Consider the following 23,983-nt stretch of genomic DNA (forward strand, 5'->3'; position numbering starts at 1 on the left):
GGGGCAGCGGGAGGCGGGCCACGCGCCCGGCGCCACGGCGCCCACCATCCCGTCGACGTCAGCTGCGTCGGCGGTGTCGGCGTCGGAGTCGGCCTCGTCGGCGGCGGCCTCGCACTCGGCGTCGGCGTCCGCGGCGGCCCCGCCATCGGCGTCGGCCTCGGCGTCTTCGGCGTCGGAGTCCGCGTCGGCCTCGGGGCTCGGCGTCGCACCGGCGAGCGCCGAACCGGTCGTCTCGCCGACGCTAGCGCCGGATCTTCCGGCACCTCCGGCTCCGGCGGGTGAGCCCGGATGAGGATCCTCGGGATGATCTCGGGCACGTCGGTGGACGCGATCGACGTCGCCCTCGCCGATATGTATCAGGTCGATGACACATTGACGCTGACCACCCTCGGGTACCTCGAGCTGCCGTGGCCGGCGGCCGTGCGCGAGCGACTGCTCGCCGCGCTGCCTCCCGCGAGTCCCGGACCCGCGGAGTGGGTCCGGCTGCACGCCGAGACCGGGGAGGCGTTCGGTGCGGCGGCGGCCCGCGCGCTGACGGAACTCGGGCCGGCGGACCTCGTCGTCAGCCACGGCCAGACGCTGCATCATCTCGTCGAGCGCGGCCGGGTCGTCGGCACGCTGCAACTCGGCGACCCGGCGCGAGTGCACGCGCACACCGGCCTGCCGGTGCTCGCCGATCTGCGCGCGGCCGATATCGCGGCCGGCGGGCAGGGTGCGCCGCTCGCAAGCACCCTGGATGCGCTGTGGCTGGGCGACGTGCCCACCGCCGCGGTCAATCTCGGCGGGATCGCGAACGTGACGATCGTGGGCACCGACGACGGACCGGTGACCGGTGACACCGGGCCGGCGAACTGCCTCCTCGACGCGGCGGCGGCCGACCTCGGCCTGCGCTGCGACGTGGACGGCGCGCTGGCCGCCGCGGGGCGCGTCGACGAGGCCGCGCTGGGCGCCCTGCTCGCCGATCCGTACTTCGCCCGGCCGCTTCCGAAGAGCACGGGACGAGAGCATTTCCACGCCGGTTACGTGCGTCAGATGCTCGGTGCCGCCACCCCGACGGGTCCCGATCTGTTCACCACCCTGGTGGAGCTCAGCGCCCGAACGATCGCGGACGTCGTGCGCAGACATCGCCCCCGTAGGCTCGTCGTCTCTGGCGGTGGTGTTGCGAATCCACTACTTATTCAACGGTTGTCACGTCTGACCGGACTGCAACCGAGCGACTGTCTCGGCCTACCGGCCGCGGCGAAGGAGGCGTATCTCATGGCGTTGATCGGCTGGCTGTCGTGGCACGGGCTACCCGGAGTCGCACGCGGGCCGGCGGGTCCGGTCACCGGAGCCGCCCGCGCCGCGGTGCTGGGCTCACTCACCCCACCGCGCGCCGTGGCCGACCTCGCTCCCGCGCCGACCCGGCTCGTCGTCGAGGCGGCGGGAGCCGGCGCCGGCGCCCGATCCGAAACCGGCGGGGGGCGCTTGTGACCCCGGCCCCACGGGCACCGCACTCGCCGCGGTCCTCGGCGCCGGACTCGCCGCGGGACTCGCCGCGGGACTCGCCGGCGGGCGGGCACTGCGAGGACGACTGGACGACGGAGCGCACCCTCGGCCACTCCGACGACCTCGACGCCCTGGGCACCACCGGGGTCGTCGAGATCATCCTCGACGCCGACGCCGCGGTGGCTGCGGCCGTGCGTGCGGTCGCCGACGACGTGGCGGCCGCGGCCGACCTGGTCATCGAGGCGATCGCCGCCGGCGGCGTCGTGCACTACGTCGGCTCCGGCACCTCGGGCCGGATGGGCGTGCTCGATGCGGTCGAACTGCTGCCGACCTACGGAGTCGGTGACGAGGCGGTGCAGGCGCACCTGGCGGGCGGACCGCCGGCCATGTTGCGGGCGGTCGAGGGGGCCGAGGACGACGCGGAGGCGGGTGCCCGGCTCCTCGACGACGCGGGCGAGCACGACGTCGTCATCGGCATCGCCGCCAGCGGTCGCACCCCCTACGTGCGCGGCGCGCTGACGGCGGCCCGCGAGCGGGGGCTGCGGGCGGTGCTGGTCTCGGCCAATCCGGTCGCTCCGCTCGCGACGCTCGCCGATGTCGCGGTGTTGCCGGACACCGGGCCCGAGGTCGTCACCGGCTCCACCCGCATGAAGGCCGCGACCGCGCAGAAGATGGTGCTCAACGCGATCTCGACCGCGGCGATGGTGCGGCTCGGGCACACCTACGGAAACCTCATGGTCGACATGGTGCCGACGAACGCCAAGCTGCGTCGCCGCTCGGTGCGCATGCTGCGACAGGCCAGCGGCCGCCCCGCGCCCGAGTGCGAGACCGCCCTCAGCGCCGCGGGTGACGTGCGCACCGCGTTGGTCGCCCTGCTGGCCGGGCTCCCCGCAGAGTCGGCGGGTTCGGAGCCGGTCCGCCGGGCTTTGCGCGCCTACCCACCCGACCCCACGCGCCCCGGCGACCCCTCCGGCCTACGCTCCGCCGTCGCCGCCCTCACCACCTCGTAGCCCCTCCCACTCGGCCGAAGGCTGCCCTTTCGGTCGAGGGCTAGGTCTGTAGCCGGAGCCCTCGGCTGAAAGGGCAGCCTTCGGCCGGGTGTGGGGGGCGGTCAGTGGGGGGAGGCGGTCGTGGAGCGGAGGATCAGGCGCGGCTCTACGCGCACCTCGATCGGGTCGGCGCCGGGGGCGTCGATGCGGGCCAACAGCGCTGTCGCGGCGGCGCGGCCGAGGTCGGCGCTGCGCGGGTCGACGGTCGTCAGGCTGATGAGCCCGGTCCGCGCGGTCGGGATGTCGTCGAAGCCGACGAGCGAGACGTCACCCGGCACCGCGCGGCCGGTCGAGCGCAGCACCTGCCAGGCGCCCAGGGCCATGAGGTCGTTGGCCGCGAACACCGCTGTCACGTCGGGGTGTTCGGCGAGTAGTCCACGCATCGCGGCATGGCCACCGCTCTCGTCGGTCTGCGTCGGGGCGGTCTGCAGCGGCGCCAGCCCCGCCGCGCTCATCGCCGCCGCGTAGCCCTGCGCCCGCTCCACCGCGGGCCCGGACGCCCCGGTGAGAAACGCGATGCGCCGGTGCCCCAGACCCACGAGATGCTCGACCGCGATCCGCGCCCCGGCCGCCTCGTCGGCCGCCACCCGGTCGGCGCCGGCCACCCCGCGGCGACGGTTGCCGACGAGCACGGTCGGCACCCCGACTCCGGCGGCATCGGTCTCCTGCGGCTCGGCCGCGATGACGAGCCCGTCGACCCGCGCGGCGAGGTAGCCGTGCACCGGGCTCTCGCTCAGGTGCGCGTTCAACGCCGCGTCGGCGACGCCGACGTGGAACGGCGTGCCGGCGAGCCCCTCGCGCAGCCCCGCGAGCAGCTCGACGAACCACAGGTTCGCGAAGTCGTCGATGACCACCCCGATCGTGTTCGTGCGCTGCCCCGCCAGCGCCGCCGCGGCCCGGCTCGGCCGGTAGCCGAGCTCGTCGATCGCCCGCTGCACCGCCTCCCGTCGAGCCGGGCTGACCTGCGGTGATCCGCGCAACACGAGGGAGACCAGCGACTTGGAGACCCCCGCGCGGCGCGCGACGTCGTAGATCGTCACGCGCTCCGCCGACGCGGTCGTGGCCATGGCGATGCCTCCTTCTCGCAACGACGTGGCGCCAACGGACGGCCGGTTGACGCGCCACCAGGCTAGCCGTAGAGTTTGGAGCGTTCCAATTTGGAGCGCTCCAACAGTCAACGCCGACAGGAAGCACGACATGTCAGACGCCCTCGGCATCGCCGTCATCGGAGCCGGCATGGCCGGCAAGTCCCACGCCGCCGGGTACCGGGTGGCCCCCACGCTCTACGACACCAAGCTCCCGCCGCTGAGGTATGTGAGCATCGCCGACCTCAACGAGCCGCTCGCGCAGGCGACCGCCGCGCGCTACGGCTACGAGCGCCACGACACGAACTGGGAGGCGGTCGTGCAGGCCGACGACGTCGACGTCATCAGCATCGTCGTCGCCAACAGCCTGCACCGTCCGATCCTCGAGGCCGCCCTGGCCGCCGGCAAGCACGTGCTGTGCGAGAAGCCGCTGAGCGACACCCTCGACAACGCCCGGGCCATGGCGCAGGCCGCGAACGACGCAGACAGCATCGCCCGCCTCGGCTTCGTCTACCGCCGCGCCCCCGGCGTGGCCGCGATCCGCGACCTCATCGCCGACGGCACGCTCGGCACCCCGCTGCACGTCTCCGGCCGCTACTGGACCGACTACGGCTGCAACCCCAAGTCGCCGATGAGCTGGCGCTACCAGGGCCCCGAGGGGTCCGGCGCCCTCGCCGACGTCGGCAGCCACCTCGCGTACGTCGCCGAGTTCCTCGGCGGCGACATCACCGCCGTCTCCGGTGGTGTGCTGCGCACCGTCATCGGCGAGCGCTACCTGCCCGCGGGCGCGGTCGTCGGCCACGGGCTCGCCGCCCTCAGCGACGAGACGGCGCCGGTGGAGAACGACGACTACGCAGGCTTCACCGTCGAATTTGCCCCCGGCACCGCCGGCGCCCTCGAGGTGAGCCGGGTCGCCGCCGGCCACCCGAACACCCTCATCGTCGAGGTGTACGCCGAGAACGGCGCCGCGATCTGGGACCAGCGCACCCCCAGCGAGATGCGGCTCATGCTGCACGACGACCGTCCCGGCACCAACGGATTCCGGCGCGTGCTGCTCGGCGGCGACCACCCGTACGTGCCCGGCGGCATGCCGATGGACGTCTCCGGCGTCGGCTTCGGGCAGAACAACCTCTTCGAGTACCAGTGCCGCGCGTTTCTCGACGAGGTGGCCGGCGTGAGCGATCCGCTGCCGGTGTGCGCCTCCCTCGACGAGGGCGTGCACAACATGGCCACTCTCGCCGCCGTTGTGTCAAGCGCCCAGAACAACGGCGCCCGCGTCACCGTCTGACCACCCGCGAACACGAAGGAACAGCAATGAAGCTCGGCGTCTACAACGCGATCCTGCACGACCGCCCCCTGCCCGATGCGCTGACGGTCATCGCCGGCCTCGGCCTGACCGGCATCGAGATCAACACCGGCGGGTTCCTGCCTCCGGTGCACGTGCCGAACATCGACGAGATCCTCACCTCCGACACCGCGCGTGACGACTTCCTCGGCCAGTTCGAGGGCACCGGCGTGCAGATCGCCGGACTGAACTGCAACGGCAACCCGCTGCACCCCAACCGCGAGATCGGCGACAAGCACGCCGACGACATCCGCCGCTCCATCAAGCTCGCGCAGCGCCTCGGCCAGCACCGGGTCGTCACGATGTCCGGCCTGCCCGGCGGCGAACCCGGCACCCGCCACCCGAACTGGATCGTCAACGCCTGGAACTCCGGCGCCCTCGACGTGCTCGACTACCAGTACGACGTCGCGGTGCCGTTCTGGCGGGAGATCGACGCGCTGGCCAAGGAGAACGACGTCAAGGTCGCCCTGGAGCTGCACCCGCAGAACCTCATCTTCAACACCTTCGACATCCGCAAGCTCGTCGAGCTCACCGGCGCGACGCACATCGGCGTCGAGATGGACGCCTCGCACCTGTTCTGGCAGCAGATGGACCCGATCGCCGTCGTGCGCGAACTCGGCGAACTGATCTTCCACGCCGCCGCCAAGGACGTGCGCGTCAACCCGGAGACGGCACAGCTGTACGGCGTGCTCGACAACCGATTCCGCCGCCTCGACCCCAGCGAGAACCGCACCAACCTCGGCGGCGACGAATGGGCCAACGAGTGGCCCAAGCCCGCCGCCTGGGACTTCGTCGCCCTCGGCAAGGGCCACGACGCCGACTACTGGGCGCAGTGGCTACGCGCCCTGCACGACGTCGACCCCGACATGCTCGTCAACATCGAGCACGAAGACACCGAACTCGGGCGCATCGAGGGTCTCGAGGCCGCCGCCAAGGTCCTCCTGGAGGCCGACGCGAAGCTCGGCGCCTGACCCGGCCGGGACGAGACCACCCGGCTGCCGCCGAACCGGCTCCGCGGAGTTGGTTCAGCCGGAGCCGGGTGGTCCGGCCCGACGACACAGGCTCCCGTGCGAAGGGGGGCTCGGTGCGGTCGACGCCGGCTGCGACCTGTCCCACCAGCCACTACCCGCGCGGCCGCCCGCCTCAGCGCTCACGCACCGGTCCCGAGCGCCGCTGCTCGACGTACGTCTCCCAGTAGTCGGCGTGCTTGATGCCGAGCTTGGCGGGGTCGAACTGCGGGTCGAGGCCGGCCTTGTCCTGCTCGTCGTAGTCCCTGAGGGTGCGCAGGGCGATCGGCGACAGGATGACGAGCGCGAGGAAGTAAACGCCTGCACGAGTCCCTGTTTGGCAGGGTGCGAGACCTCGGCGGCGCCGGCGGCGTAGGTGCCCTCACCGACTCCGGCGACGTTGGAGAACAGGGCCCGCCGCACGCCCCACGCGACGGCCGCGCCGATGATGCCGCCGAACATCGAGTCGGCGCCGAACGCGCTGGCGAAGATGACGACGATCGCCCCAGGAATGTGCTGGTAGTTGACGACCAGCACGGCGATCGTGCCGAGCAGGTAGCCGACGGCCATGATCGGCACGGCGATGTTGACGAACTGGATGATCCGCTTGCGCCCGCCCCAGATGATGTAGCCGAGCAGCGCGGTGACCACGACCCCGGTGATCCACGTGTCGACGCCGAAGGCGTACTCGACGCTCACCGCGATGCTGTTGGCCTGGATGCCGGGGGCCAGCAGGGTGTAGAGCACGAGCGCGACCGTGGCGGCGAGCACGCCGAGCCAGCGCTTCTGGAAGGCCTTCTCCAGGTAGTACGGCACGCCGCCGCGCAGCTCGCCTCCGGTGTCGGACTTGTAGATCTGCGCGAGCACCGACTCCGTGAAGGCGGTCGCGGCGCCGAGGAACGCCATGAGGCCCATCCAGAAGAGCGCGCCGGGGCCGCCGGCGAAGATCGCGGTCGCCACGCCGGCGACGTTGCCGACACCGACGCGGTTGCCGACCGTCAGGGCCAGGGCCTGGAACGGCGTCAGCCCTTCGTCGGACTGCTCGGCGCGCACGAGCTGGCGCAGCATGTCGCGAAACCGCCGCAACTGCACGAAGCGGGTGCGGATCGACAGATACAGTCCCAGCGGCAGGGCAACCCAGATGACCGGCTGCCACGCCCAGTCGGCGAGCTTGACTAACGTAGCTTCCACGTCCACACCCATCGGAATCCCTCGAACCGGTCGACCGGCCGCCCAGCGCCCGGATTCGCGAACGCCCGACTCGACGTTGAATCGGGAACGCGTGCGAGCGAACGTAGCGACCGGAACACGGACCGGACAAGGGTTACCGGGCGGGCATTTTCGCAGACACCGGTGCGAAGCCACACACCGGTCGTCAAAGACACGAAGGGGCAGCACATGCGGTACGTCGAGAACAAAGTCGTGCTCATCGGCACCGGGGCGGTCGGCATGGCCTACGCCTACGCGGTCGTCAACCAGGGTATCTGCGACGAACTCGTGCTCATCGACCTCGACGAGATCAAGTCCCGCGCCGACGTGCTCGACATCAACCACGGCGAGGCGTGGGCGCCCAACCCGGTGACGGTGCGCTTCGGCGACTACGACGAGTGCCGTGACGCAGCGATGGTCGTCATCTGCGCCGGCGTCGCGCAGAAGCCCGGGCAGACCCGACTGCAGCTGCTGTCGACGAACCTGAAGATCTTCGCCGACATCGTCGGCCGCTGCATGGAGGCCGAATTCGACGGCATCTTCCTCGTCGCCACCAACCCGGTGGACATCCTCACGCACGCCACGTATCGCTTCTCCGGGCTGCCTGCTGAGCAGATCATCGGGTCCGGCACCGCGCTCGACACGGCCCGACTCCGCTTCCACCTCGGGCAGTACTTCGAGGTCGCGACCACCAACGTGCATGCCATGATCATCGGCGAGCACGGCGATTCCGAACTGCCCGTGTGGAGTTCGGCGTCGATCGCCGGGCGCTCGCTGAACCGGCGCGTCAACGACCACCCGGAGATGCGCGAGGACCTCGAGGTGATCTTCGAGCGCTGCCGCGACGCGGCCTACGAGATCATCGACGCCAAGGGCTCGACGAGCTACGGCGTGGGACTGACGCTGGCGCGCATCACGCGGGCCGTGCTGTCGAACCAGAAGATCACGCTGCCGGTCTCGGCCCTGCTCACCGGGCAGTACGGCCACGACGACATTCACATCGGCGTGCCCGCCTCCCTCGGCCGCCGCGGGATCCGCGAGGTCATCGAACTGGACCTCGACGAGACCGAGCAGCAGCGCTTCGACGCCTCCGTCGCCAGCCTGCGCTCGGTGCAGGACCCGGCGTTCGCCGCCCACGAGGGCCGCGACACCCCCGCCGGAACGGCCTAGGTCGACGCAGAGACGAAGTTGGCATACATACTCGGCTCCCAGCCGGGTCGGCCGCCGCGTCGCCGCGGGTCAGCGGGTCGCGGCCGCGGGCGTGTCTCGAGTATGTAAGTCAACTTCGTCTCGGCCCCGCCGCAGCGACGCCGAGCCGCGTTCGCGCCCGGTAGGACCGCCCGACGGCCGGGCTCAGTGGTCGCGCAGGGCCTCGATGAGTTCGTCCTTGGTCATCGTCGAGCGGCCCTCGATGCCGACCTCGCGGGCGCGTTGCAGCAGTTCGTCTTTCGTGCGCTCGGCGTAGTCCTGCGCGTCGCCGCCTTTGCGGCCGACCGCGAAACGCGAGGAGTTGGCGGCGGCGTTGGCGATCCGCGCCGACTTCTCCTTGCTGTTGCCCTCCCGGCGCAGGGCCTCGTACAGCTCGTCGTCCTTGACCGACGGGCCCGGGTCTTCGCGCGGTTGCTCCTTGGCTGCCATGTCTTCTCCTCGAACGGGTGGGCGGACGGTGTCGTGCTCACGCATCCGGGGCGGCGGCGCGCAGTTTCTCCAGCAGCGGCCGCGCCGCCTGGTCCAGGAACGCGTCCATCGTGTCGTCGCCGATCTGCACGAGCGCGACGTCGGTGAACCCGGCCTGCCAATACGCGCTCATCGCCTCGACGATCACGTCGAGATCGGGTCCGCACGGGATGGCGGCGGCGACGTCCTCGGGCCGCACGAACTGGGTGGCGCCTGCGAAGCCCGCGGTCGTCGGCAGGTCGGCGTTGACGCTCCAGCCGCCGGCGAACCAGCGGAACTGCTCGTGGGCACGGTCGCGGGCCGCGTCCTCGCTGACCGGGTCCCAGCTGATCGGGATCTGTCCGATCGCCCGCGCGGAGCCTCCGGCGCCGACGCGCGGGGCGCCCTCGACCGCGTTCCAGCCGGGGATGAAGTCGGCCGACGGCTCGGTGGCGATGAGGTGGTCGGCCAGCGGCGCGTACCGCTCGATCGACTTGTCGCCACTGACGGCGACGCCGATCGGCACGCCCTGCTCCGGGCAGTCCCAGATGCGGGCCGAGTCGACGCGGTAGTGGTCGCCGTCGAAGGTCACCAGGGAGCCGGTGTGCAGGGCCCGGATGATCTCGATGGCCTCGGTGAGCATGTCCATGCGCTGATCGATGGGCGGCCAGCCGGCCCCGACGACGTGCTCGTTGAGGTTCTCCCCGGAGCCCAGCCCGAGAGTGAACCGGCCGTCGGCGAGCAGCTGCACGGTCGCGGCCTTCTGCGCCACGACCGCGGGGTGGTAGCGGATGATCGGGCACGTCACGTAGGTCATGAGGTCGACGCGCGAGGTGGCGTGCGCGACGGCGCCGAGCACCGACCACGCGTACGGGGCGTGGCCCATCGACGACAGCCACGGGAAATAGTGGTCGCTCATCACCTCGAGGTCGAAGCCCGCCTCCTCGGCGGCGACGGCGTAGCGCACGAGCTCCTTCGGGCCGGACTGCTCGGTCATGAGCGTGAAGCCGAATCGCGTCATGCCGGGATGATGCCCAGGCACGCACGCGAGAAACCTCACCAGCGAGTGAATTCCGGGGGCGCCTCGGTGGCCCCGGGCCGCATCCGAGCCGGCCCCGCCGATGACGGCGTCGTCAGTCGGCGTCGAACCACCCGGCCGGGGCGGACCGGGTGTTGTGCCAGATGTGCTTGGCCTCGCGGTACTCCTCAAGGCCGGCGACGCCGAGTTCGCGGCCGATGCCGGACTGGCCGAAGCCGCCCCACTCGGCCTGCGGCACGTACGGGTGGTAGTCGTTGATCCAGATCGTGCCGTGCCGCAGGCGGCGGGCGACGCGCTCGGCGCGGCCGGCGTTCTGGCTCCAGACAGCGCCGGCCAGCCCGTAGTGGGTGTCATTCGCGATCGCGACCGCAGCGTCCTCGACGGAGTCGGGGTCGTCGCCCTCGAAGGTCTCGACGGTGAGCACGGGGCCGAACGACTCGTCGCGCACGCAGCTCATGCCCGAGCGGCATTCGTCGAGGATCGTCGGCAGGTAGTAGAAGCCGGCCTGGTACTGCTCGGCCTCCGGGCGCGTGCCGCCGGTGCGCAGCACGGCCCCCTCGGCGATCCCGGCGGCGACGTACGCCTCGACCTTCTCGCGGTGCGCGGCGCTGATGAGCGGGCCGGTCTCCGCGCGCTCGTCGAACGGGCCGCCGAGGCGGATCTTCTCGGCGCGGCGCACGAGCTCGTCGACGACCTCGTCGTGAATCGAGGCCTCGACGATGAGCCGCGAGCCCGCGGAGCACACCTGGCCGGAGTCGAGGAAGATTGCGGTCAGCGCGTTGTCGATCGCCGCGGGCAGGTCGGCGTCGGCGAACACGACGTTGGGGTTCTTACCGCCGAGCTCGAGGGCGATCTTCTTCACGGTCTCGGCCGCCGAGGCCATGATCCGCTTGCCGGTGACGAGCCCGCCGGTGAACGAGACCATGTCGACGCGCGGGTCGCTGGTCAGCGGGTCGCCGACCGCGGCGCCCGCGCCGAGGATGAGGTTGCCGACGCCCTTGGGCAGGCCGAGGTCGTCGAGGGTCGCGACGAGCCACATCGACGTCGACGGAGTCAGCTCGCTCGGCTTGACGATGAACGCGCACCCCGCCGCGATCGCCGGAGCCACCTTCCAACTCGTCTGCAGCAGCGGGTAGTTCCACGGCGAGATGAGCGAGCACACCCCGACCGGCTCGTACACGACGCGGCTGGCGACGCTGGGCATGCCGGCGTCGACCACACGCCCGGCGTCGGCGTCGGCGAGCTTTCCGAAGTGCCGGAAGACGCCGATGATGTCGTCCATGTCGATGCGGGCCTCGACCATGCGCTTGCCGGTGTCGAGGGCCTCGAGCCGAGCGACCTCCTCCTTCTCGGCCTCCAGCCGGTCGGCCAGCGCGAGCAGCAGGGCGCCGCGCTCGACGGCCGGGGTGGAACTCCACACGCCGGAGTCGAAGGCCCGGCGCGCGGCCGCGATCGCCGCCTCGGAGTCGGCGGCGCTGCCCTCGGCGACCGTCGCGACGAGCGATCCGTCGGCGGGGCAGCGGATCTCGCGGGTGCCGCCCTCGAGCGGCGCCACCCATTCGCCGTCGATGAAGTGCGCGGGCGTCGTGGGCTTGGGGGCCATGGGTCAACCTCCGGCGGGCTGGTGATCGATCAGCTGGGACTCCTCCGCAACCTACACGCCGCGGGCGCGCGCACTGCAACGGGCGCGCGCGCCCGCCTCCGATGACGCGGGCTACGGCCGGTGCCAGCCTACCGCGCGATCACGACGACGGAGACGTCCGGGAATTGGGTGAAGGCATGGTCGGTGCTGACCAGCGTCCATCCGGCACAGGACGCCCACGCCGCCAAGTAGCTGTCCCTCCACAGCTTCGGGGATGCGGTGCCTCTGGCAGAACCGCGGCGCCAGGCCCGCTCGATCCCCGGGGGCTCGTCGGCATCGACTCGGACGCGCTCATCGGCGATCACATCGTCGAGGATGTCCCAGGCCTCGCGATTCGTCAGCGCCTCTCGACTCACGGCACTCATGACGGCAGCCGTCGTGAGAAGCCGCGCCAGGGAGATCAGCACTGGCCGACACAGCACGGCCTCCGCGGGCTGAGGCGTCGAGTCGAACCAGGCCCTACTCGCCCGATGGTGGTCATGACCCTGCAAGAGCAGCGCCAGCCATACGTTCGTGTCACACAGGAACATCATTCGTCCGCTGAGGTCACCGGCGCCAACGCAGCAACATCTGCATCAGCCAGCAAACGAGCGACCGCCTCCGGACCCAGCACGTCATCAGGCAATCCCTCCGGTCGACGGCCCTCGATGACGGGAAACTCCGAACGGCTGCGGCGAGCCGGTTGCGTCGATGTCGCGAGACCGACGCGCAGGAGTTCCGCGATCACGTCTTTCAGCGTCCGGTCCTCCCGAGCCGCGCGGAGTCGAATCGCGCGCATCACGTCGTCGGGTAGTTCCAGGGTCGTCTTCATGTGCCCATATTCCCCAGCTTTACGGTCGACGGGGAAGCTGTCGCCCGGCGTCACGCGGGGCGCGGGGCCTCGTGGCGGGGGTGGTGGCGCAGGGTGCGGCTGACCTGCAACGCACCCACGAGCCCGAGCAGCAGGAACGCTCCCGCGGCGGCGACCGCCCCGCCGGCGGCGTCGGCGAAGCCGGCCGCCAGGGCGTCGACGACCTGCGGAGTCAGCGCCCCGAGCGGGCCGTGCACGCCCTGTTCGCGCAGGCCGGACAGGGCGCCGCCGGCGGAGTCGGCGGTGGCCCGCACGAGCTGGTGCGCCAATTGAGCGGGCAGGCCGACCTCGTCGAGCCGGGCCACGAGGTCGGTGCCGAGGCGCACGGCGAGCACGCTGCCTCCGATCGCGCTGCCCAGGGCGCTGCCGACCTGGCGCACGGTGCTCTGGGTCGCCGAGCCGGTGCCGGAGCGGCGGGTCGGCACGTCGGCGAGCACGAGCGAGGTGAGCTGCGCGGAGGCCAACCCCAGCCCGAGCCCGTACACGCCGAGGCAGGCGGCGATGAGCACCGGGCTCGTCGCCGGGCCGATGACCAGCGCGAGCGCCGCGACGCCCGCGAACTCCAGCGACAGGCCGAGCACGACGACGCCCTGCGGGCGCAGCCGCACCGCGAGGTGGCGGGCCATCGCCCCGGAGAAGAACGCCCCGGCGGCCATGACGGCGAGCACGACACCGGCTCCCAGGATGCTCAGACCGAGCACGTTGACGAGGTAGAGCGGCAGCACGAACAGCAGCGCGAACTCGCCGACGGCCACGGTCATCGCGGTCAGGTTGCCCCACGAGAACGTCGGGATCGCAAAGAGTTTCAGGTCGAAGATGGCCGAGCGACCGGTGTTGCCGCGGCGGCGTTCCCCGAGCACGAACAGCGCGAGGAAGACGACCCCGAGCGCGATCGCCACCGGCGCCGCGGAGACGGGGGCCTGGGCCGACCACGTCCACGGCCCGATCTCGAGCGCCGCGATCGGGCGCCCCCAGCCGATGCTGCTGCCCTCGATGAGGCCGAACACGAGCAGGCCGAAACCCAGTGCGGACGTGAGCAGCCCGTCGACGTCGACGCCGGGACCGGCGGGCTCGTCGGAGCTTGTGTCATCGACATAGCGCAATGCGCCGAGCCCGACGACGAGGCCGATCGGCACGTCGACGAGGAAGATCCAGCGCCAGTCGAAGCTCGTCGTCAGCCAGCCGCCGAGCAGCGGGCCGATCGCGGCCATGCCGGCCATGACCACACCCCACACCCCGAACGCGGCGGCCCGGTCACGCCCGCGGAACGTGGCGTTGACGGTGGACAGGCTGGCCGGCAGCACCATCGCACCGCCGATGCCCTGCAGCGCGCGGGAGGCGATGAGGGCGCCGGCACTGTGGGCCGTGGCGGCGGTGACGCTGGCGAGCACGAAGATGACGACGCCGCCGATGAACACGGTGCGGCGGCCGCGGCGGTCGCCGAGCCGGCCGAACGAGAGCAGCAGGGCGGCGAACACGACCGCGTAGATGGCGTTGACCCACTGCGCGTCGGTGAGGTCGAGCCCGAGGTCGGTGATGATCGCCGGCAGCGCGACCCCGACGATCGTGCCGTCGAGCACGATCATCGACAGCCCGGCCGCGAGGAAGCCCAGCCCGATCCAGCGGCGGCGGTCGGTGGGGGCCTCCGGCGCGGCGGTGGCGACGGAACCGCGCTCGGTCATCGGGGGCTGCCTTGGGGCAGAGCCGGTTCGAGGGCCTCGCGGTCACGCAGACCGGCGCGCACGAGCAGCAGCAGGAGCACGAAACCGGCGGCCAGCGTCATGTGCCCCAACCCGGACACCCCGGCGATCGCGGCCGAGTCGGCGAGGGCGTCGCCGCGCACCTGCAGCGTGCCCTTGACGGCGAGCATCGCGACGGTGAGGGCGAGACCGGCGTTCCAGACGATGAGAAACCAGCGCAGGAGCCGGCGTTTCTGGAGCCGGAGCGCGGCCCCCAGGGCAAGCACCACGAGGAACACCGTAGTCCCGAGGGCCAGGGAGTGCGTGTGCACCAGCCCCAGTTGGGTGAAGCCGGTGAAACCAGCGAGCTTGGTGATCTCGCGGTAGGCCAGGCCGCCGACGAGGCCGACGGCGGTCCAGGCGACGGCGGAGCGGAACAGCGGGTTGAGCATGGGTCCTCCTCGGATCGAGTTCGTTGGGGACAATGTGTCCCTAACCGGCACTCTACCTCACTTGGCGACACGGTGTCCCCAAGGTGGTCGGCACGCCCGTCCGGCCCCGGAACCCCGCCAGGCCCGCGGCAGCGCGCAGAATCGACGACGAACCCCGAGCCAGGAGGTCGCATGCCGCGCATCAGCGCCCAGACCGTGCGGGAACACCGTGCGGCGATGGAGGCCGCCCTGCTCGACGCCGCCGAAGACCTCCTCCTGGAGACGGGCTCCCTGACGATCGCGCAGGTCGCCGACCGGGTCGGCCTGTCGCGCAACGGCGTCTACAAGTACGTGCACTCCGGCGACGAGCTCATCGAGGGCGTCGCCGCCCGACACCTGCCCCGCTGGTCGGAGACGGTGTCGCAGGCCGTGGCCGCGGCCACCGGCCCTCGCGAACGGGTGCTGGCGTACGTGCGCGCCAACCTCGCCGAGGCCGTCGGCGAGCGGCACTCGTGGCGGGTCGCGCTCTCCAGCGCCTCCCTGTCCGACGCGGCGCGCGCCCGCATCGGGGCGCAGCACGCGCAGGTCGGCGACCTCCTGCGGCAGGCCCTCGCCGACCTCGGCGTCGCCGACGCCGATCTGCTGTACGGCGCGATCCAGGGGCTGCTGACCGCCGGGCTGGGCGCCCTCGACGCGGGCGAACCCCTCGAGCGGGTGAGCCGGTTCACCGCCGGCGCCGTGGACCGGCTCCTCGACGAGCGGGGCTGACGCCGACTCGCTTCGCCTCGGCGTCGCGCTCGGCGCCGGGGCTGGCGGTTGCAGCCGCGACCGCGAGCGCTCGGCGCAACCGTCAGTCGGCCGAGCGCACGTCGAGCACCCAGTCGTCCTCGGCACCGGACGTCGGCGGCGCCAGCCCGGCGAGCCCGTCCGGGCCCACCTGGTCCCCCGAGACGGTCTCGCCCGTGCGCGGGCTGAACCACGACACCGCGAACCGGTCGCCGGCCAGCCGCGCCGGGTCGACGCCGACACTCGTGGGGCGGGGCACGTACACGACCACCCGCCGACCCGACTCCGAGCGCATCGCCAGGGCCCGCGACCACCCGTCGCCCTGACCGCGCACGAGGGCCGCGTCTGGGCGCAGCGGGTCGTCGGACTGCCCGGCCAGGAACGTGCGCAGGTGCCGCACCTGCTGGGCGACCGGCGCGTCGAGCGCCTCGCGCCACGTCGGCCGCGGCGCGTTGATGCCGTCGTGGCCGTCGTAGAACTGCCACACCGAGTGGTGGCCGTAGGTCGCGCCGAAGCCGCCGGCGAACACCGACCACCACAGCTGGGCGCGCACCTGCGCGGTCGTGGAGTAGCCGCGGGAGGGCTCCCAGCACCACGGGTGCTCCTCGTACAGCGGCTCGGCGTCGATGACCGGCAGCTGCCCGGCCTGCGCGATCGTCGACTCCACCAGGGTCGGATACCCGTCCTGCACCCCGGTGCAGTGCGAACTCTGGGTCATGACGAAGTCGGCGCCCTCGAGGCGCCCGAGCGAGCTGGACCACCCGGCCGGGTGATAGCTGACCAGGCCGCGGTCGCCGGTCTCGCGGATGCCGGCGAGCACCTCACGCCACACATCAGTGTGCGGTTCGGTGTCGTCCCCGCCCATGACCCAGACGACCGGCTTCGCCTGCTTGTCGCGCAGCCGCTGGGCGAGGAACCGCCCGTAGGCCCGGCCGTGTTCGGCCCGCAGCGTGACCCCGGCGTGCGCCTGCGACCACGCCGGCAGCAGCGCCACCGTCAGCCCGCGCTGCTGCGCCGCGCGCACCGCGTAGTCGACGTGCGCCCAGTAGCCCCTGGAGTCGCCCGCGGAGGCGGGGAGCGAGCCGAAGTCGCCGTCGAACGGCAGGTCGCCCGCGGCGTTGGCGGTCCGCGCGAAGGTGCCGTCGCGGCCCGCGACCGCGACCATCAAGACGACCGTGAAACCTTGGGCCGCGCGGCGTTCGAGGTACTCGTCGATCTCCTCGCGGGTCAGCTTCTGGGTGAGCAGCCAGGCGGTGTCGGCGACCCAGACGAAGCGGGTTCCGTTCTCGTCCGCCAGCGCCCGCCGATCGGTGGACACCTGCGTGGGAGGCAGCGCGTCCGCCCGGTCCGTCGCCTGCGTGTCCGGGGGCGGCGGCGGCGCGGCGTCGTCCACGGCGGTCGAGCAGGCGGCCGTCAGCGCCATCAGAGCCGCGCAGACCACCGTGACGACGAGCAGCCGCGGCCGCGCCGGAAACCCGACCATCGTGCACACCTCCCTTCCCGAGCGCTCACGCCGTCGACCGTCGGGCGCGCGTGAGGCCGACCACGCGGGCCGGCCTCACGCGCGTTCGCGCAGGAGCGTCGACGCCGTCACGGCGAGTAGCCCGCAGCTACCCATCGGCAGGAGCCGCGCCGTTCGGCATCGTCGGTCCCGGATCGATCAGTGCTGGCAGCGGTGACAGGTGCAGTCCGAGCACGCGCAGGTGCTGCAGTCGCAGCTGGGGCCGCACTTCTCGCAGTCGCACTGCTGGGTGGGGGTGGGCACGGGATCGGCCATGGCGAACTCCTTCGTTGCCGGCGGCCGCCGCGTCGCGGGGCCGCGTTCGGGTACTCACTGCGCGAGGCGCGCCCTCACAGTCTCCGGCCCCGCGCGGCCGCGTGCTTCTCGGGAACCGTTCTCGCTGGGTCGGAACTCTTGAAGTGCGAATTTCTACATCTGTAGAGTGCGCGGTGAACCCAACCGCCGAGCCGAGAGGTGAAACTCGATGAGCACGATGGAGACGGTGAGCACAGTGCGCCAGGCGGTCACCGGAGTCGTCCGCGACAGCGTGCGCAGTGGCGTCCTCGCCGGCATGCGCCGGCGCGGCGACCTCACGGGCCGGCTGCTGGACCCGGCGATGTTCACGGATCCGTACCCGACATACGACTGGCTGCGGGAGCAGGGTCGGGTGGTGGCGCCGACCTCGGCGTCATCACGACCTCCCACGAGATGTGCTCGGCGGTGCTACGGCACCCGAGCGTGGTGTCGGCCAACGCGACCCGCGACTCGTTCACGGCGGGCACCCCGGCGTTCATCCGATGGCTGTTCAGCTCGCCCGACCGCACCGGCCTCATCGATCCCATCGGGGCCGATTCGATGATCGGCATGGACGGGCCCGACCACACCCGGCTGCGCCGCCTCGTCAGCTCGGTGTTCACGCCGGCCGCGGTGGAGCGCCTGCGGGGCCGGCTCGAGGCGATCACCGACGAACTCCTCGACGAGGCGATGGCCCGGCGCGAGTTCGACGTCATGTCCGCGCTGGCGGGGCCGCTGCCGGTGCGCGCGATCTGCGCGGTGCTCGGCGTGCCGGAGCGCGACATCCCGCGGTTCCGGTCGTGGGGCGGGGCGATCGCCGCCGACCTGGACTCGCTGTCTCCGGCCCATCGGCAACGGCAGGCGACGAACGCCCTGCGCGAGCTCGAGCGGTACTTCGACGACCTCGTCGAGCGGCGCCGCGGCGAGCCGGGCGACGACATCCTGTCGCGCCTGGTCGCGGCGGAGGCCGACGGGAGCCGGCTGAGCCGCCGGGAGCTGGTGACGATGGCGACGCTGCTGCTGTTCGCCGGGTTCGAGACCACGGTCAACCTCATCGGCAACGGCACCGCCGCGCTGCTGGACCACCCGGAGCAGTACGCGCTGCTGCGCGAGGATCCGGGCCTGATCCCGGGGGCGGTCGAGGAGATGCTGCGTTTCGACGCGCCGGTGCAGACGGTGGCCCGGGTGACGACCCGGGATGTGGAGATCTGCGGTGAGCGGCTGCCGGCCGGGGTCATGGTCTCGACGATGATCGGCGGCGCCAACCGGGACCCGCGGGTGTTCGAGCACCCCGAGCGCTTCGACGTGGTGCGGCCGAACGCCCGGGCGCACCTGTCGTTCGCGCTCGGGCCGCACCACTGCCTCGGGGCCTCGCTCGCGCGGCTGGAGGCGCAGATCGCGTTCGCCCGCCTGGTCGAGCGACTGCCCCGGCTGGAGGCGGCCGGGCCGCGTCGGCGGCGGCGCACGTTCATCCTGCGCGGGTACCGCAGCGTCCCGGTGGTGTCGCGACCCGCATGATGGGGGCATGCCCCGCGTGACCAAGGCCTCCACGGACCGACGGGTCGCCCTGCTCGACGCGGGGTTGGAGATCGTCGCCGAGCACGGGCTCCAGGCGTTGACGCACCGGGCCGTCGAGGCGCGGGCGGGGGTGTCGCACGGCGTGACGACGTACCACTTCTCGACCCGCGAGGCGATGATCCGGGCGCTGTTCGAGCACGTCTGCGAGCGGCAGATCGCGTGGATCACCCGGATGTACTCCTCGCTCTGGGCCGACCTCGCCGGCGACGACCCCGGCTCCATCGATCGGGAGGCGTTCACGCGCCGGGCCGTGCAGATGCTCGTCGCCGAGCGCACCCTGACGCTGGCCCGCTATGAGCTGTACCTGAATTCGGCACGCGACCCCGAGCTGTCGCGGCTCACCGCGACGCTGCGGGAGCGGCACGTGCAGGTGCAGGCGCAGATGTTCCGCGCCGTCGGCGCCGCCGACCCCGAGTTCGCCGCGCATCGCCTCCTCAGCGCCACCGAGGGCCTGCTCATCTACCAGCTGTCCGTGCCCGAGCCCGACTTCGAGCACTGGGCCCCGCAGTACCTCGTCGCCATCACCGACCTCCTCCTCACCCTCACCCGTCCCCCACGTCCCTGACCCCCACGACCCTGAGAACTGCGTGTCACGGTCGCAACTGCAGTCCGTGCCGCAGTCCTCACCACGACACGCAGTTCTCAGGGTCGTTGGCGGGGTCGTCAATGGCGCGGCGGGGGACCCGTCGACGCGCGAACGACAAGGGAGGGGATCGACACCTCCACGACTGGCTCGTCATCCGGATGCGTGGACCGCCACAATGCCACCTCGGCGGCCCGCCTCCCGAGGTCCAGCGCATGCAGATCGACGGTGGTCAGCAGCACTCGCGGACCTCGGCTCGGCGTCGTGTTGTCGTAGCCCACGACGGAGACGTCCTGCGGAGCCGACAGGCCTCGCAGATGCAGAGCATCGAGCACCCCCAGGGCCATCTGGTCGTTGTGTGCAAGGACCGCGGTCGGCGGTGCGGCGAGGTCGAACAACTCGCTCGCCGCGCGCGTCGCCGCCTCCCGCGAGTAGTCGACCTCGACGATCCACGGCTCCACTCCGTGGTCACGGACGGTACGCGAGAAGCCCTCGCGCCGCTCCAGGTACCCGTCCGACGGCCGGTTCGCCAGGTGCACAATCCGACGATGCCCAAGGCCGAGCAGGTGCTCGGTCGCCAACCGCGCGCCTCGTGCATTATCCGAGCTCACCGAGTCGAAGCCCGGCACGGGCGGACTCCGGCCGAGGCCGCCGAGCTGGCTCGCCTCGCCGCGGGCAGCGATGCGGTGACCGGCGTCGGGTTCTCCTTCCGCCGCCTGCCGGGCCTGGCGGCGATCGCCCAGGCCGTCGCGGAGGGACAGATCGGCGAGGTCTACTCCGTGCGTGCGTGGTACTACGCCGACTACGCGGCCGACCCGCAGAGCGCCCTGTCATGGCGCTACGACCAGGAACTGTCCGGCGGTGGCGCCGTGCTCGACATCGGCGCACACGCGATCGACGCCGCCCAGTTCGTGGCCGGCCCAATCGAGACGGTGCTCGACGCCCAGCTGCGCACCGTCATCGCGCAGCGCCCCAAGCCGGCCGCCGGCGGCATCGGTCACCACGCCGCCGTCACCGACGAGACCGGCCCGGTGACCAACGACGACGTCGCGGTGATCACCGCCCAGTTCGAGAACGGCGCCGTCGGCACGGTGACGCTCAACCGGATCGCCTACGGCATGCCGAACTCGCTGGGCGTTGAGGTATACGGCACGAACGGCCACGCGCTGTTCGACTCGATCGCCGGCGGCCAGTTCCACGTCTTCACCGCCGACGCCGCTGACCGGGCGACCAACGGTCCGCGCCGCGTGTTCACCAGCCCCGCCCACCCCTACTTCGTCGACGTCGCCCCTATGCCCGGAGGCGGTGTCGGCACCGGTTACGGCGAGGCCTTCGTCGCCGAGGTGCAGGAGTTCGTCCGCTGCGTGCGGGACGACAAGCCGATGGACACAGTCTTCGCCACCGCCGAATCGATGATGCGCATCGTCGGCGCCGCCATCGCGGCCTCCGGCTCCTGACCTCGACCCCCCAGCACACGGAAAGCCGGCTGCCCCTGCCCGGCCTCCCCGCAACGACGCGAGAAGGCACATCGTCGCCCTGCCCGCGATGTACCGCGACCTGCAGACCGGCGCCGCCCTCGAGCCCGACACCCTCACCACCGAGCAGTGGGACAGCCTGACGTCCGGGATCGACCGGCTCGGCCGGGCGCTGCGCGAGGAGTACGACCTGGCGCTGCAGTTCCACCCACACGCCGACGCGCACGTCGCCACCGCCGAGCACACCACCCGGCTGCTCGAGGCCACCGACCCGCGGTTCGTCAGCCTGTGCCTGGACACCGGCCACATCGCCTACGTTGGCAGCGACAACCTGGAGATCATCCAGGCCCACCCGGAGCGGATCGGCTACCTGCACCTCAAGCAGGTCGACCCGGACGTCATGACGCGCGTGCGCGCACAGGACATGAGCTTCGCCGACGCCGTCACCGCCGGCGCGATGGTCGAGCCGCCGCGCGGCATCCCGGACATGCCCTCGGTGCTGGAGGCCGTCGAGAAGCTCGGCAACGACGTCTTCGCGATCGTCGAGCAGGACCTGTACCCGTGCGCTCCCGATGCCCCGCTGCCGATCGCCAAGCGCACGAGCGCCTACCTGGGCTCCTGCGGCGTGGCCGCAGTGCGCGGTCTACGCCCGGCGAAGGGGTGACCTCATGAGCCACGGATCCCCTTCGAGCATCACGCTGCCCCCGCTGCGGCCGGGGCCGCACCAGAGCCGGCTCGCGACGATCGCGTTCGTCGCCACGTTCGGCGGTCTGCTGTTCGGCTACGACACGGGGGTTATCAACGGCGCCCTCGACCCGATGCGCGAGGACCTGGGCCTGACCGTCTTCACCGAGGGCCTGGTCACCGCCACGCTGCTCGTCGGCGCGGCAGTCGGGGCCCTGATCGGCGGCCGGCTCAACGACGCGATGGGCCGCAAGAAGGCCCTCATCATCGTGGCTCTCGTCTTCTTCGTCGGCACCGTCGGCAACGTCATCGCGCCCAACCTGGCGGTCATGCTGCCGTCGCGGTTCATCCTCGGCTTCGCGGTCGGAGCCGCTTCGGTGACGGTGCCGGTCTACCTGGCGGAGCTGGCTCCAACCGAGAAGAGGGGTACGCTCGCGGGCCGCAACGAACTCGCGATCGTGGTCGGCGTGCTGCTGGCGTTCACGATCAACGCGATCATCGCCGGTCTGTTCGGCCACCACGAGGGCGTGTGGCGCTACATGCTCGCGGTCTGTGCGATCCCGACGATCGTGCTGTTCTTCGGCATGCTGCGCATGCCGGAGTCGCCGCGGTGGCTGCTCTCCTACGGGCGTCGCGAAGAGGCGCTCGCCGTGCTCAAGCAGGTGCGCAACGAGGACCGAGCCGAGGCCGAGATGGCGGAGGTCGAGCAGCTGGCCGCCGAGGAGGCCGAAGCGCAGTCCGGCGGCTGGGCCGACCTGGCGGTGCCGTGGATCCGGCGGGTCATCATCATCGGCATCGGCCTGGCGGTGGCTCAGCAGCTCACCGGCATCAACTCGATCATGTACCACGGCACGCAGCTGCTGCGGGAGGCGGGATTCTCCGCCGACGCCGCGATCGTCGCGAACATCGCCAACGGCGTGCTGGCGGTGGCCGGAACCGTCGTGTGCCTGTTCTGGGTCATCGACCGGGTCTCGCGCCGGGGCCTGCTGATCTTCGGGTTCTGCGCCACGACCACGATCCACGGGCTCATCACGATCGCGGCGCTGGTCATGCCGGAGGGCCTGGCCCGGGCCTACGTCATCCTCGGACTGTCGGTGACCTTCGTGTTCTTCATGCAGTGCTGCCTCAACGCGCCGGTCTGGGTGTGCTTGAGCGAGCTGTTCCCGCTGCGGCTGCGCGGCTTCGGCATGGGCATCTCAGTGCTGTGCATGTGGCTCATGAACGCGGTCCTGACGTTCTCGTTCCCGATCATCGTGGAGTTCTTCGGCCTGCAGGGGATCTTCGGACTGTTCTTCCTGGTCGGAGCGCTCGCAGTCCTGTTCCTGTGGAAGATGCTGCCCAACACCAGCGACCGCTCGCTGGAGGAACTCGAGGAGTCGTTCATGGCGGGCAACTTCCGCTGACCTCCTCACCCACGCTCGGCCCGGCCTCCTCCGGGTCCGAGGGTGCAACGCCGCCTCGCCCGGTTCGGCCCGGGCGGAGCGGCGTCGCGTTGCCACCACGACGTCACGCGCAACCCGATCGAGCAGAGATGTGTTCTCCCGGAATCTCCACGTCTCGTGCTCGGCAGGCAGGTCGCCGCCGCACGTCCGTGCACAATGGGACAGCAAACAGGGAGGTGGACGTGCCCATCACGGTCGATGAACAGGTGAAACGACTTCGAGAGGTGACAGGTTCGGGGCAGTTGGCCGACGTCTGCCATCGACTCCGGATCGAGATCGTGACGCACTTCGGCAGCTCCGCGCGCCCGACCGGGGGGCTCACCGCCCGGGACGTCGACGTGGCGATCGGATTCGAGCACGGCGCCGCACGCGATTTCCTGGCTGCCGTGAACGCCCTGATGGACGTTGTTCCTGGCGATCACCTCGATGTCATGGACCTCGACCGTGCCGGGCCCGTGGCCGCGAAGGCCGCGCTGTTCGACTCCGACATCTTGTTCGAGGCCGCCCAGTCGGTGACGACCGAACGCCAGATTCGCGCGTTCATGGCGTATGAGGACACTCGGCGACTGCGCGAACTGCAGTTGGAGATGCTTCGCCGATGACCGTCGACACGGATCGTCTGCACGCCAGGCTGTTATCGATGCGGCAGCTCATCGGCCACCTCGAGGGGATTGGGCCGGTGACCGCCGAAAGGCTCTCCGACGATTTCGGTCTCCGGCTCCAGGTGGAGCGGGCGCTGTCGCAGGTGGTGACTCTTGCGACGGAAATCAACCTGCATGTGGTCTCCCGGGAACTCACGCGTCCTCCGGCGGACCTGCGAGAGAGCTTCGAGGAGATGGTCGAGGCGGGGTGGTTGAGCGAGGAACTCGCCGGACGCCTGAAGGACTCCCCGGGGTTACGGAACGTCCTGGTGCACGAGTACGTCCGAATCGATCTCACGATCGTCGCCTCCGCCGTGCCCATGGCCGTAGATGGTTTCGGCGAATACGTGCGTGTGATTGCGTCACGACTGTAGGTCGCATCGGCCCACGCTCGTCGAGCGCACGTAGCTTTCACGGTCGTCGGGAGGGCGCGTGGCGGGGCGAGCGATGAGTCCGGGGGCGCGGGTAGGTCAGTATCGACACACGACCTGACCGACCTTGCCGCGGCGCGCGGCTGCG

The 23,983-nt window shown here is 71.5% G+C and carries 25 protein-coding genes; 14 read left to right on the forward strand and 11 right to left on the reverse strand.

Going from position 1 to position 23,983, the window contains the following annotated elements; translation table 11 throughout:
- The 3 genes from PINTE_RS23895 to PINTE_RS10195 all read left to right on the forward strand — a co-directional run.
- On the forward strand, nucleotides 1–282 hold a 282-nt coding region (locus PINTE_RS23895; protein WP_068429673.1), incomplete at its 5' end, for a hypothetical protein.
- A 6-nt stretch (nucleotides 283–288) separates the two neighbouring features.
- The gene (locus PINTE_RS10190; protein WP_068429676.1) at nucleotides 289–1,473 is read left to right on the forward strand and encodes an anhydro-N-acetylmuramic acid kinase; all 1,185 of its coding nucleotides are present in this window, start codon (nucleotides 289–291) and stop codon (nucleotides 1,471–1,473) included.
- Nucleotides 1,470–2,498 carry an N-acetylmuramic acid 6-phosphate etherase gene (locus PINTE_RS10195; RefSeq protein ID WP_068429679.1) on the forward strand — a complete coding sequence of 343 codons (1,029 nt, stop codon included), beginning with the start codon at nucleotides 1,470–1,472 and terminating at the stop codon, nucleotides 2,496–2,498. Before PINTE_RS10190 ends, PINTE_RS10195 begins: the two co-directional genes overlap by 4 nt.
- A gap of 101 nt (nucleotides 2,499–2,599) precedes the next feature.
- On the opposite strand, the gene PINTE_RS10200 is transcribed toward PINTE_RS10195, so the two are convergent.
- Nucleotides 2,600–3,604 (reverse strand): LacI family DNA-binding transcriptional regulator, encoded by a 1,005-nt coding sequence (locus tag PINTE_RS10200; protein ID WP_068429685.1) that lies wholly within the window; start codon nucleotides 3,602–3,604, stop codon nucleotides 2,600–2,602.
- Between the two features lie 130 nt (nucleotides 3,605–3,734).
- On the opposite strand from PINTE_RS10200, the gene PINTE_RS10205 reads away from it, so the two are divergent.
- Nucleotides 3,735–4,910 (forward strand): Gfo/Idh/MocA family protein, encoded by a 1,176-nt coding sequence (locus PINTE_RS10205; RefSeq protein WP_084343452.1) that lies wholly within the window; start codon nucleotides 3,735–3,737, stop codon nucleotides 4,908–4,910.
- A 26-nt stretch (nucleotides 4,911–4,936) separates the two neighbouring features.
- Nucleotides 4,937–5,938: a sugar phosphate isomerase/epimerase family protein gene (locus tag PINTE_RS10210; protein ID WP_068429694.1), complete on the forward strand. Its 1,002-nt coding sequence runs from the start codon at nucleotides 4,937–4,939 to the stop codon at nucleotides 5,936–5,938.
- A 54-nt stretch (nucleotides 5,939–5,992) separates the two neighbouring features.
- Here PINTE_RS10210 and PINTE_RS10215 read toward each other — a convergent pair whose 3' ends face one another.
- The gene (locus PINTE_RS10215; RefSeq protein WP_217996561.1) at nucleotides 5,993–7,165 is read right to left on the reverse strand and encodes an alanine/glycine:cation symporter family protein; all 1,173 of its coding nucleotides are present in this window, start codon (nucleotides 7,163–7,165) and stop codon (nucleotides 5,993–5,995) included.
- A 207-nt stretch (nucleotides 7,166–7,372) separates the two neighbouring features.
- On the opposite strand from PINTE_RS10215, the gene PINTE_RS10220 reads away from it, so the two are divergent.
- The gene (locus PINTE_RS10220) at nucleotides 7,373–8,353 is read left to right on the forward strand and encodes an L-lactate dehydrogenase (RefSeq protein ID WP_068429704.1); all 981 of its coding nucleotides are present in this window, start codon (nucleotides 7,373–7,375) and stop codon (nucleotides 8,351–8,353) included.
- Nucleotides 8,354–8,536: 183 nt separating this feature from the next.
- Here the strand turns inward: PINTE_RS10220 and PINTE_RS10225 are convergent, their stop codons facing one another.
- The 7 genes from PINTE_RS10225 to PINTE_RS10255 all read right to left on the reverse strand — a co-directional run bounded on the left by PINTE_RS10225 (nucleotide 8,537) and on the right by PINTE_RS10255 (nucleotide 14,501).
- A complete protein-coding gene (locus tag PINTE_RS10225; protein ID WP_068429710.1) occupies nucleotides 8,537–8,821 on the reverse strand; it encodes a DUF7218 family protein in 285 nt (94 codons plus the stop codon).
- Nucleotides 8,822–8,858: 37 nt separating this feature from the next.
- The gene (locus PINTE_RS10230) at nucleotides 8,859–9,860 is read right to left on the reverse strand and encodes a TIGR03557 family F420-dependent LLM class oxidoreductase (protein ID WP_068429713.1); all 1,002 of its coding nucleotides are present in this window, start codon (nucleotides 9,858–9,860) and stop codon (nucleotides 8,859–8,861) included.
- Nucleotides 9,861–9,972: 112 nt separating this feature from the next.
- Nucleotides 9,973–11,481 (reverse strand): aldehyde dehydrogenase family protein, encoded by a 1,509-nt coding sequence (locus tag PINTE_RS10235; RefSeq protein ID WP_068429716.1) that lies wholly within the window; start codon nucleotides 11,479–11,481, stop codon nucleotides 9,973–9,975.
- 128 nt (nucleotides 11,482–11,609) lie between these two features.
- A complete protein-coding gene (locus tag PINTE_RS10240; RefSeq protein ID WP_084343453.1) occupies nucleotides 11,610–12,053 on the reverse strand; it encodes a TA system VapC family ribonuclease toxin in 444 nt (147 codons plus the stop codon).
- Complete coding sequence (locus tag PINTE_RS10245) at nucleotides 12,050–12,331, reverse strand: antitoxin (protein WP_157087169.1); 282 nt, start codon at nucleotides 12,329–12,331, stop codon at nucleotides 12,050–12,052. The genes PINTE_RS10240 and PINTE_RS10245 overlap by 4 nt, the downstream gene beginning before the upstream one ends.
- A gap of 50 nt (nucleotides 12,332–12,381) precedes the next feature.
- Nucleotides 12,382–14,052 carry an MFS transporter gene (locus tag PINTE_RS10250; RefSeq protein WP_068429725.1) on the reverse strand — a complete coding sequence of 557 codons (1,671 nt, stop codon included), beginning with the start codon at nucleotides 14,050–14,052 and terminating at the stop codon, nucleotides 12,382–12,384.
- Nucleotides 14,049–14,501: a DUF2871 family protein gene (locus PINTE_RS10255; RefSeq protein ID WP_068429728.1), complete on the reverse strand. Its 453-nt coding sequence runs from the start codon at nucleotides 14,499–14,501 to the stop codon at nucleotides 14,049–14,051. The genes PINTE_RS10250 and PINTE_RS10255 overlap by 4 nt, the downstream gene beginning before the upstream one ends.
- 171 nt (nucleotides 14,502–14,672) lie before the next feature.
- Here PINTE_RS10255 and PINTE_RS10260 point away from each other — a divergent pair, with 171 nt between their 5' ends.
- A complete protein-coding gene (locus PINTE_RS10260) occupies nucleotides 14,673–15,248 on the forward strand; it encodes a TetR/AcrR family transcriptional regulator (RefSeq protein WP_068429731.1) in 576 nt (191 codons plus the stop codon).
- 82 nt (nucleotides 15,249–15,330) lie between these two features.
- On the opposite strand, the gene PINTE_RS10265 is transcribed toward PINTE_RS10260, so the two are convergent.
- Nucleotides 15,331–16,749, reverse strand: a complete 1,419-nt coding sequence (locus tag PINTE_RS10265; protein ID WP_068429733.1) for a glycoside hydrolase family 140 protein — start codon at nucleotides 16,747–16,749, stop codon at nucleotides 15,331–15,333.
- Nucleotides 16,750–17,508: 759 nt separating this feature from the next.
- Here PINTE_RS10265 and PINTE_RS10270 point away from each other — a divergent pair.
- A complete protein-coding gene (locus PINTE_RS10270) occupies nucleotides 17,509–18,579 on the forward strand; it encodes a cytochrome P450 (protein WP_157087170.1) in 1,071 nt (356 codons plus the stop codon).
- Nucleotides 18,580–18,586: 7 nt separating this feature from the next.
- Entirely contained in the window at nucleotides 18,587–19,204 is a 618-nt protein-coding gene (locus tag PINTE_RS10275) for a TetR/AcrR family transcriptional regulator (protein ID WP_068429738.1), read from the forward strand.
- Nucleotides 19,205–19,302: 98 nt separating this feature from the next.
- On the opposite strand, the gene PINTE_RS21900 is transcribed toward PINTE_RS10275, so the two are convergent.
- On the reverse strand, nucleotides 19,303–19,851 hold the full coding sequence (locus PINTE_RS21900) for a LacI family DNA-binding transcriptional regulator (RefSeq protein WP_306304851.1): 549 nt from the start codon (nucleotides 19,849–19,851) through the stop codon (nucleotides 19,303–19,305).
- On the opposite strand from PINTE_RS21900, the gene PINTE_RS24315 reads away from it, so the two are divergent.
- The 5 genes from PINTE_RS24315 to hepT all read left to right on the forward strand — a co-directional run bounded on the left by PINTE_RS24315 (nucleotide 19,771) and on the right by hepT (nucleotide 23,838).
- A complete protein-coding gene (locus PINTE_RS24315) occupies nucleotides 19,771–20,679 on the forward strand; it encodes a Gfo/Idh/MocA family protein (protein ID WP_157087171.1) in 909 nt (302 codons plus the stop codon). The two genes, PINTE_RS21900 and PINTE_RS24315, sit on opposite strands and share 81 nt — an antisense overlap.
- Before the next feature lie 88 nt (nucleotides 20,680–20,767).
- Nucleotides 20,768–21,361, forward strand: a complete 594-nt coding sequence (locus PINTE_RS10290) for a sugar phosphate isomerase/epimerase family protein (protein WP_245642895.1) — start codon at nucleotides 20,768–20,770, stop codon at nucleotides 21,359–21,361.
- Nucleotides 21,362–21,365: 4 nt separating this feature from the next.
- Nucleotides 21,366–22,784, forward strand: coding sequence for a sugar porter family MFS transporter (locus PINTE_RS10295; RefSeq protein ID WP_068429749.1), 1,419 nt, complete (start codon nucleotides 21,366–21,368; stop codon nucleotides 22,782–22,784).
- A 221-nt stretch (nucleotides 22,785–23,005) separates the two neighbouring features.
- Entirely contained in the window at nucleotides 23,006–23,425 is a 420-nt protein-coding gene (locus PINTE_RS10300; RefSeq protein ID WP_157087172.1) for a hypothetical protein, read from the forward strand.
- Nucleotides 23,422–23,838: a type VII toxin-antitoxin system HepT family RNase toxin gene (hepT, locus tag PINTE_RS10305; protein ID WP_068429755.1), complete on the forward strand. Its 417-nt coding sequence runs from the start codon at nucleotides 23,422–23,424 to the stop codon at nucleotides 23,836–23,838. The genes PINTE_RS10300 and hepT overlap by 4 nt, the downstream gene beginning before the upstream one ends.
- The last annotated feature ends 145 nt before the right edge of the window (nucleotides 23,839–23,983 follow it).

It is taken from the genome of Piscicoccus intestinalis NBRC 104926 (assembly GCF_001515525.1).
GTDB lineage: Bacteria > Actinomycetota > Actinomycetes > Actinomycetales > Dermatophilaceae > Kineosphaera > Kineosphaera intestinalis.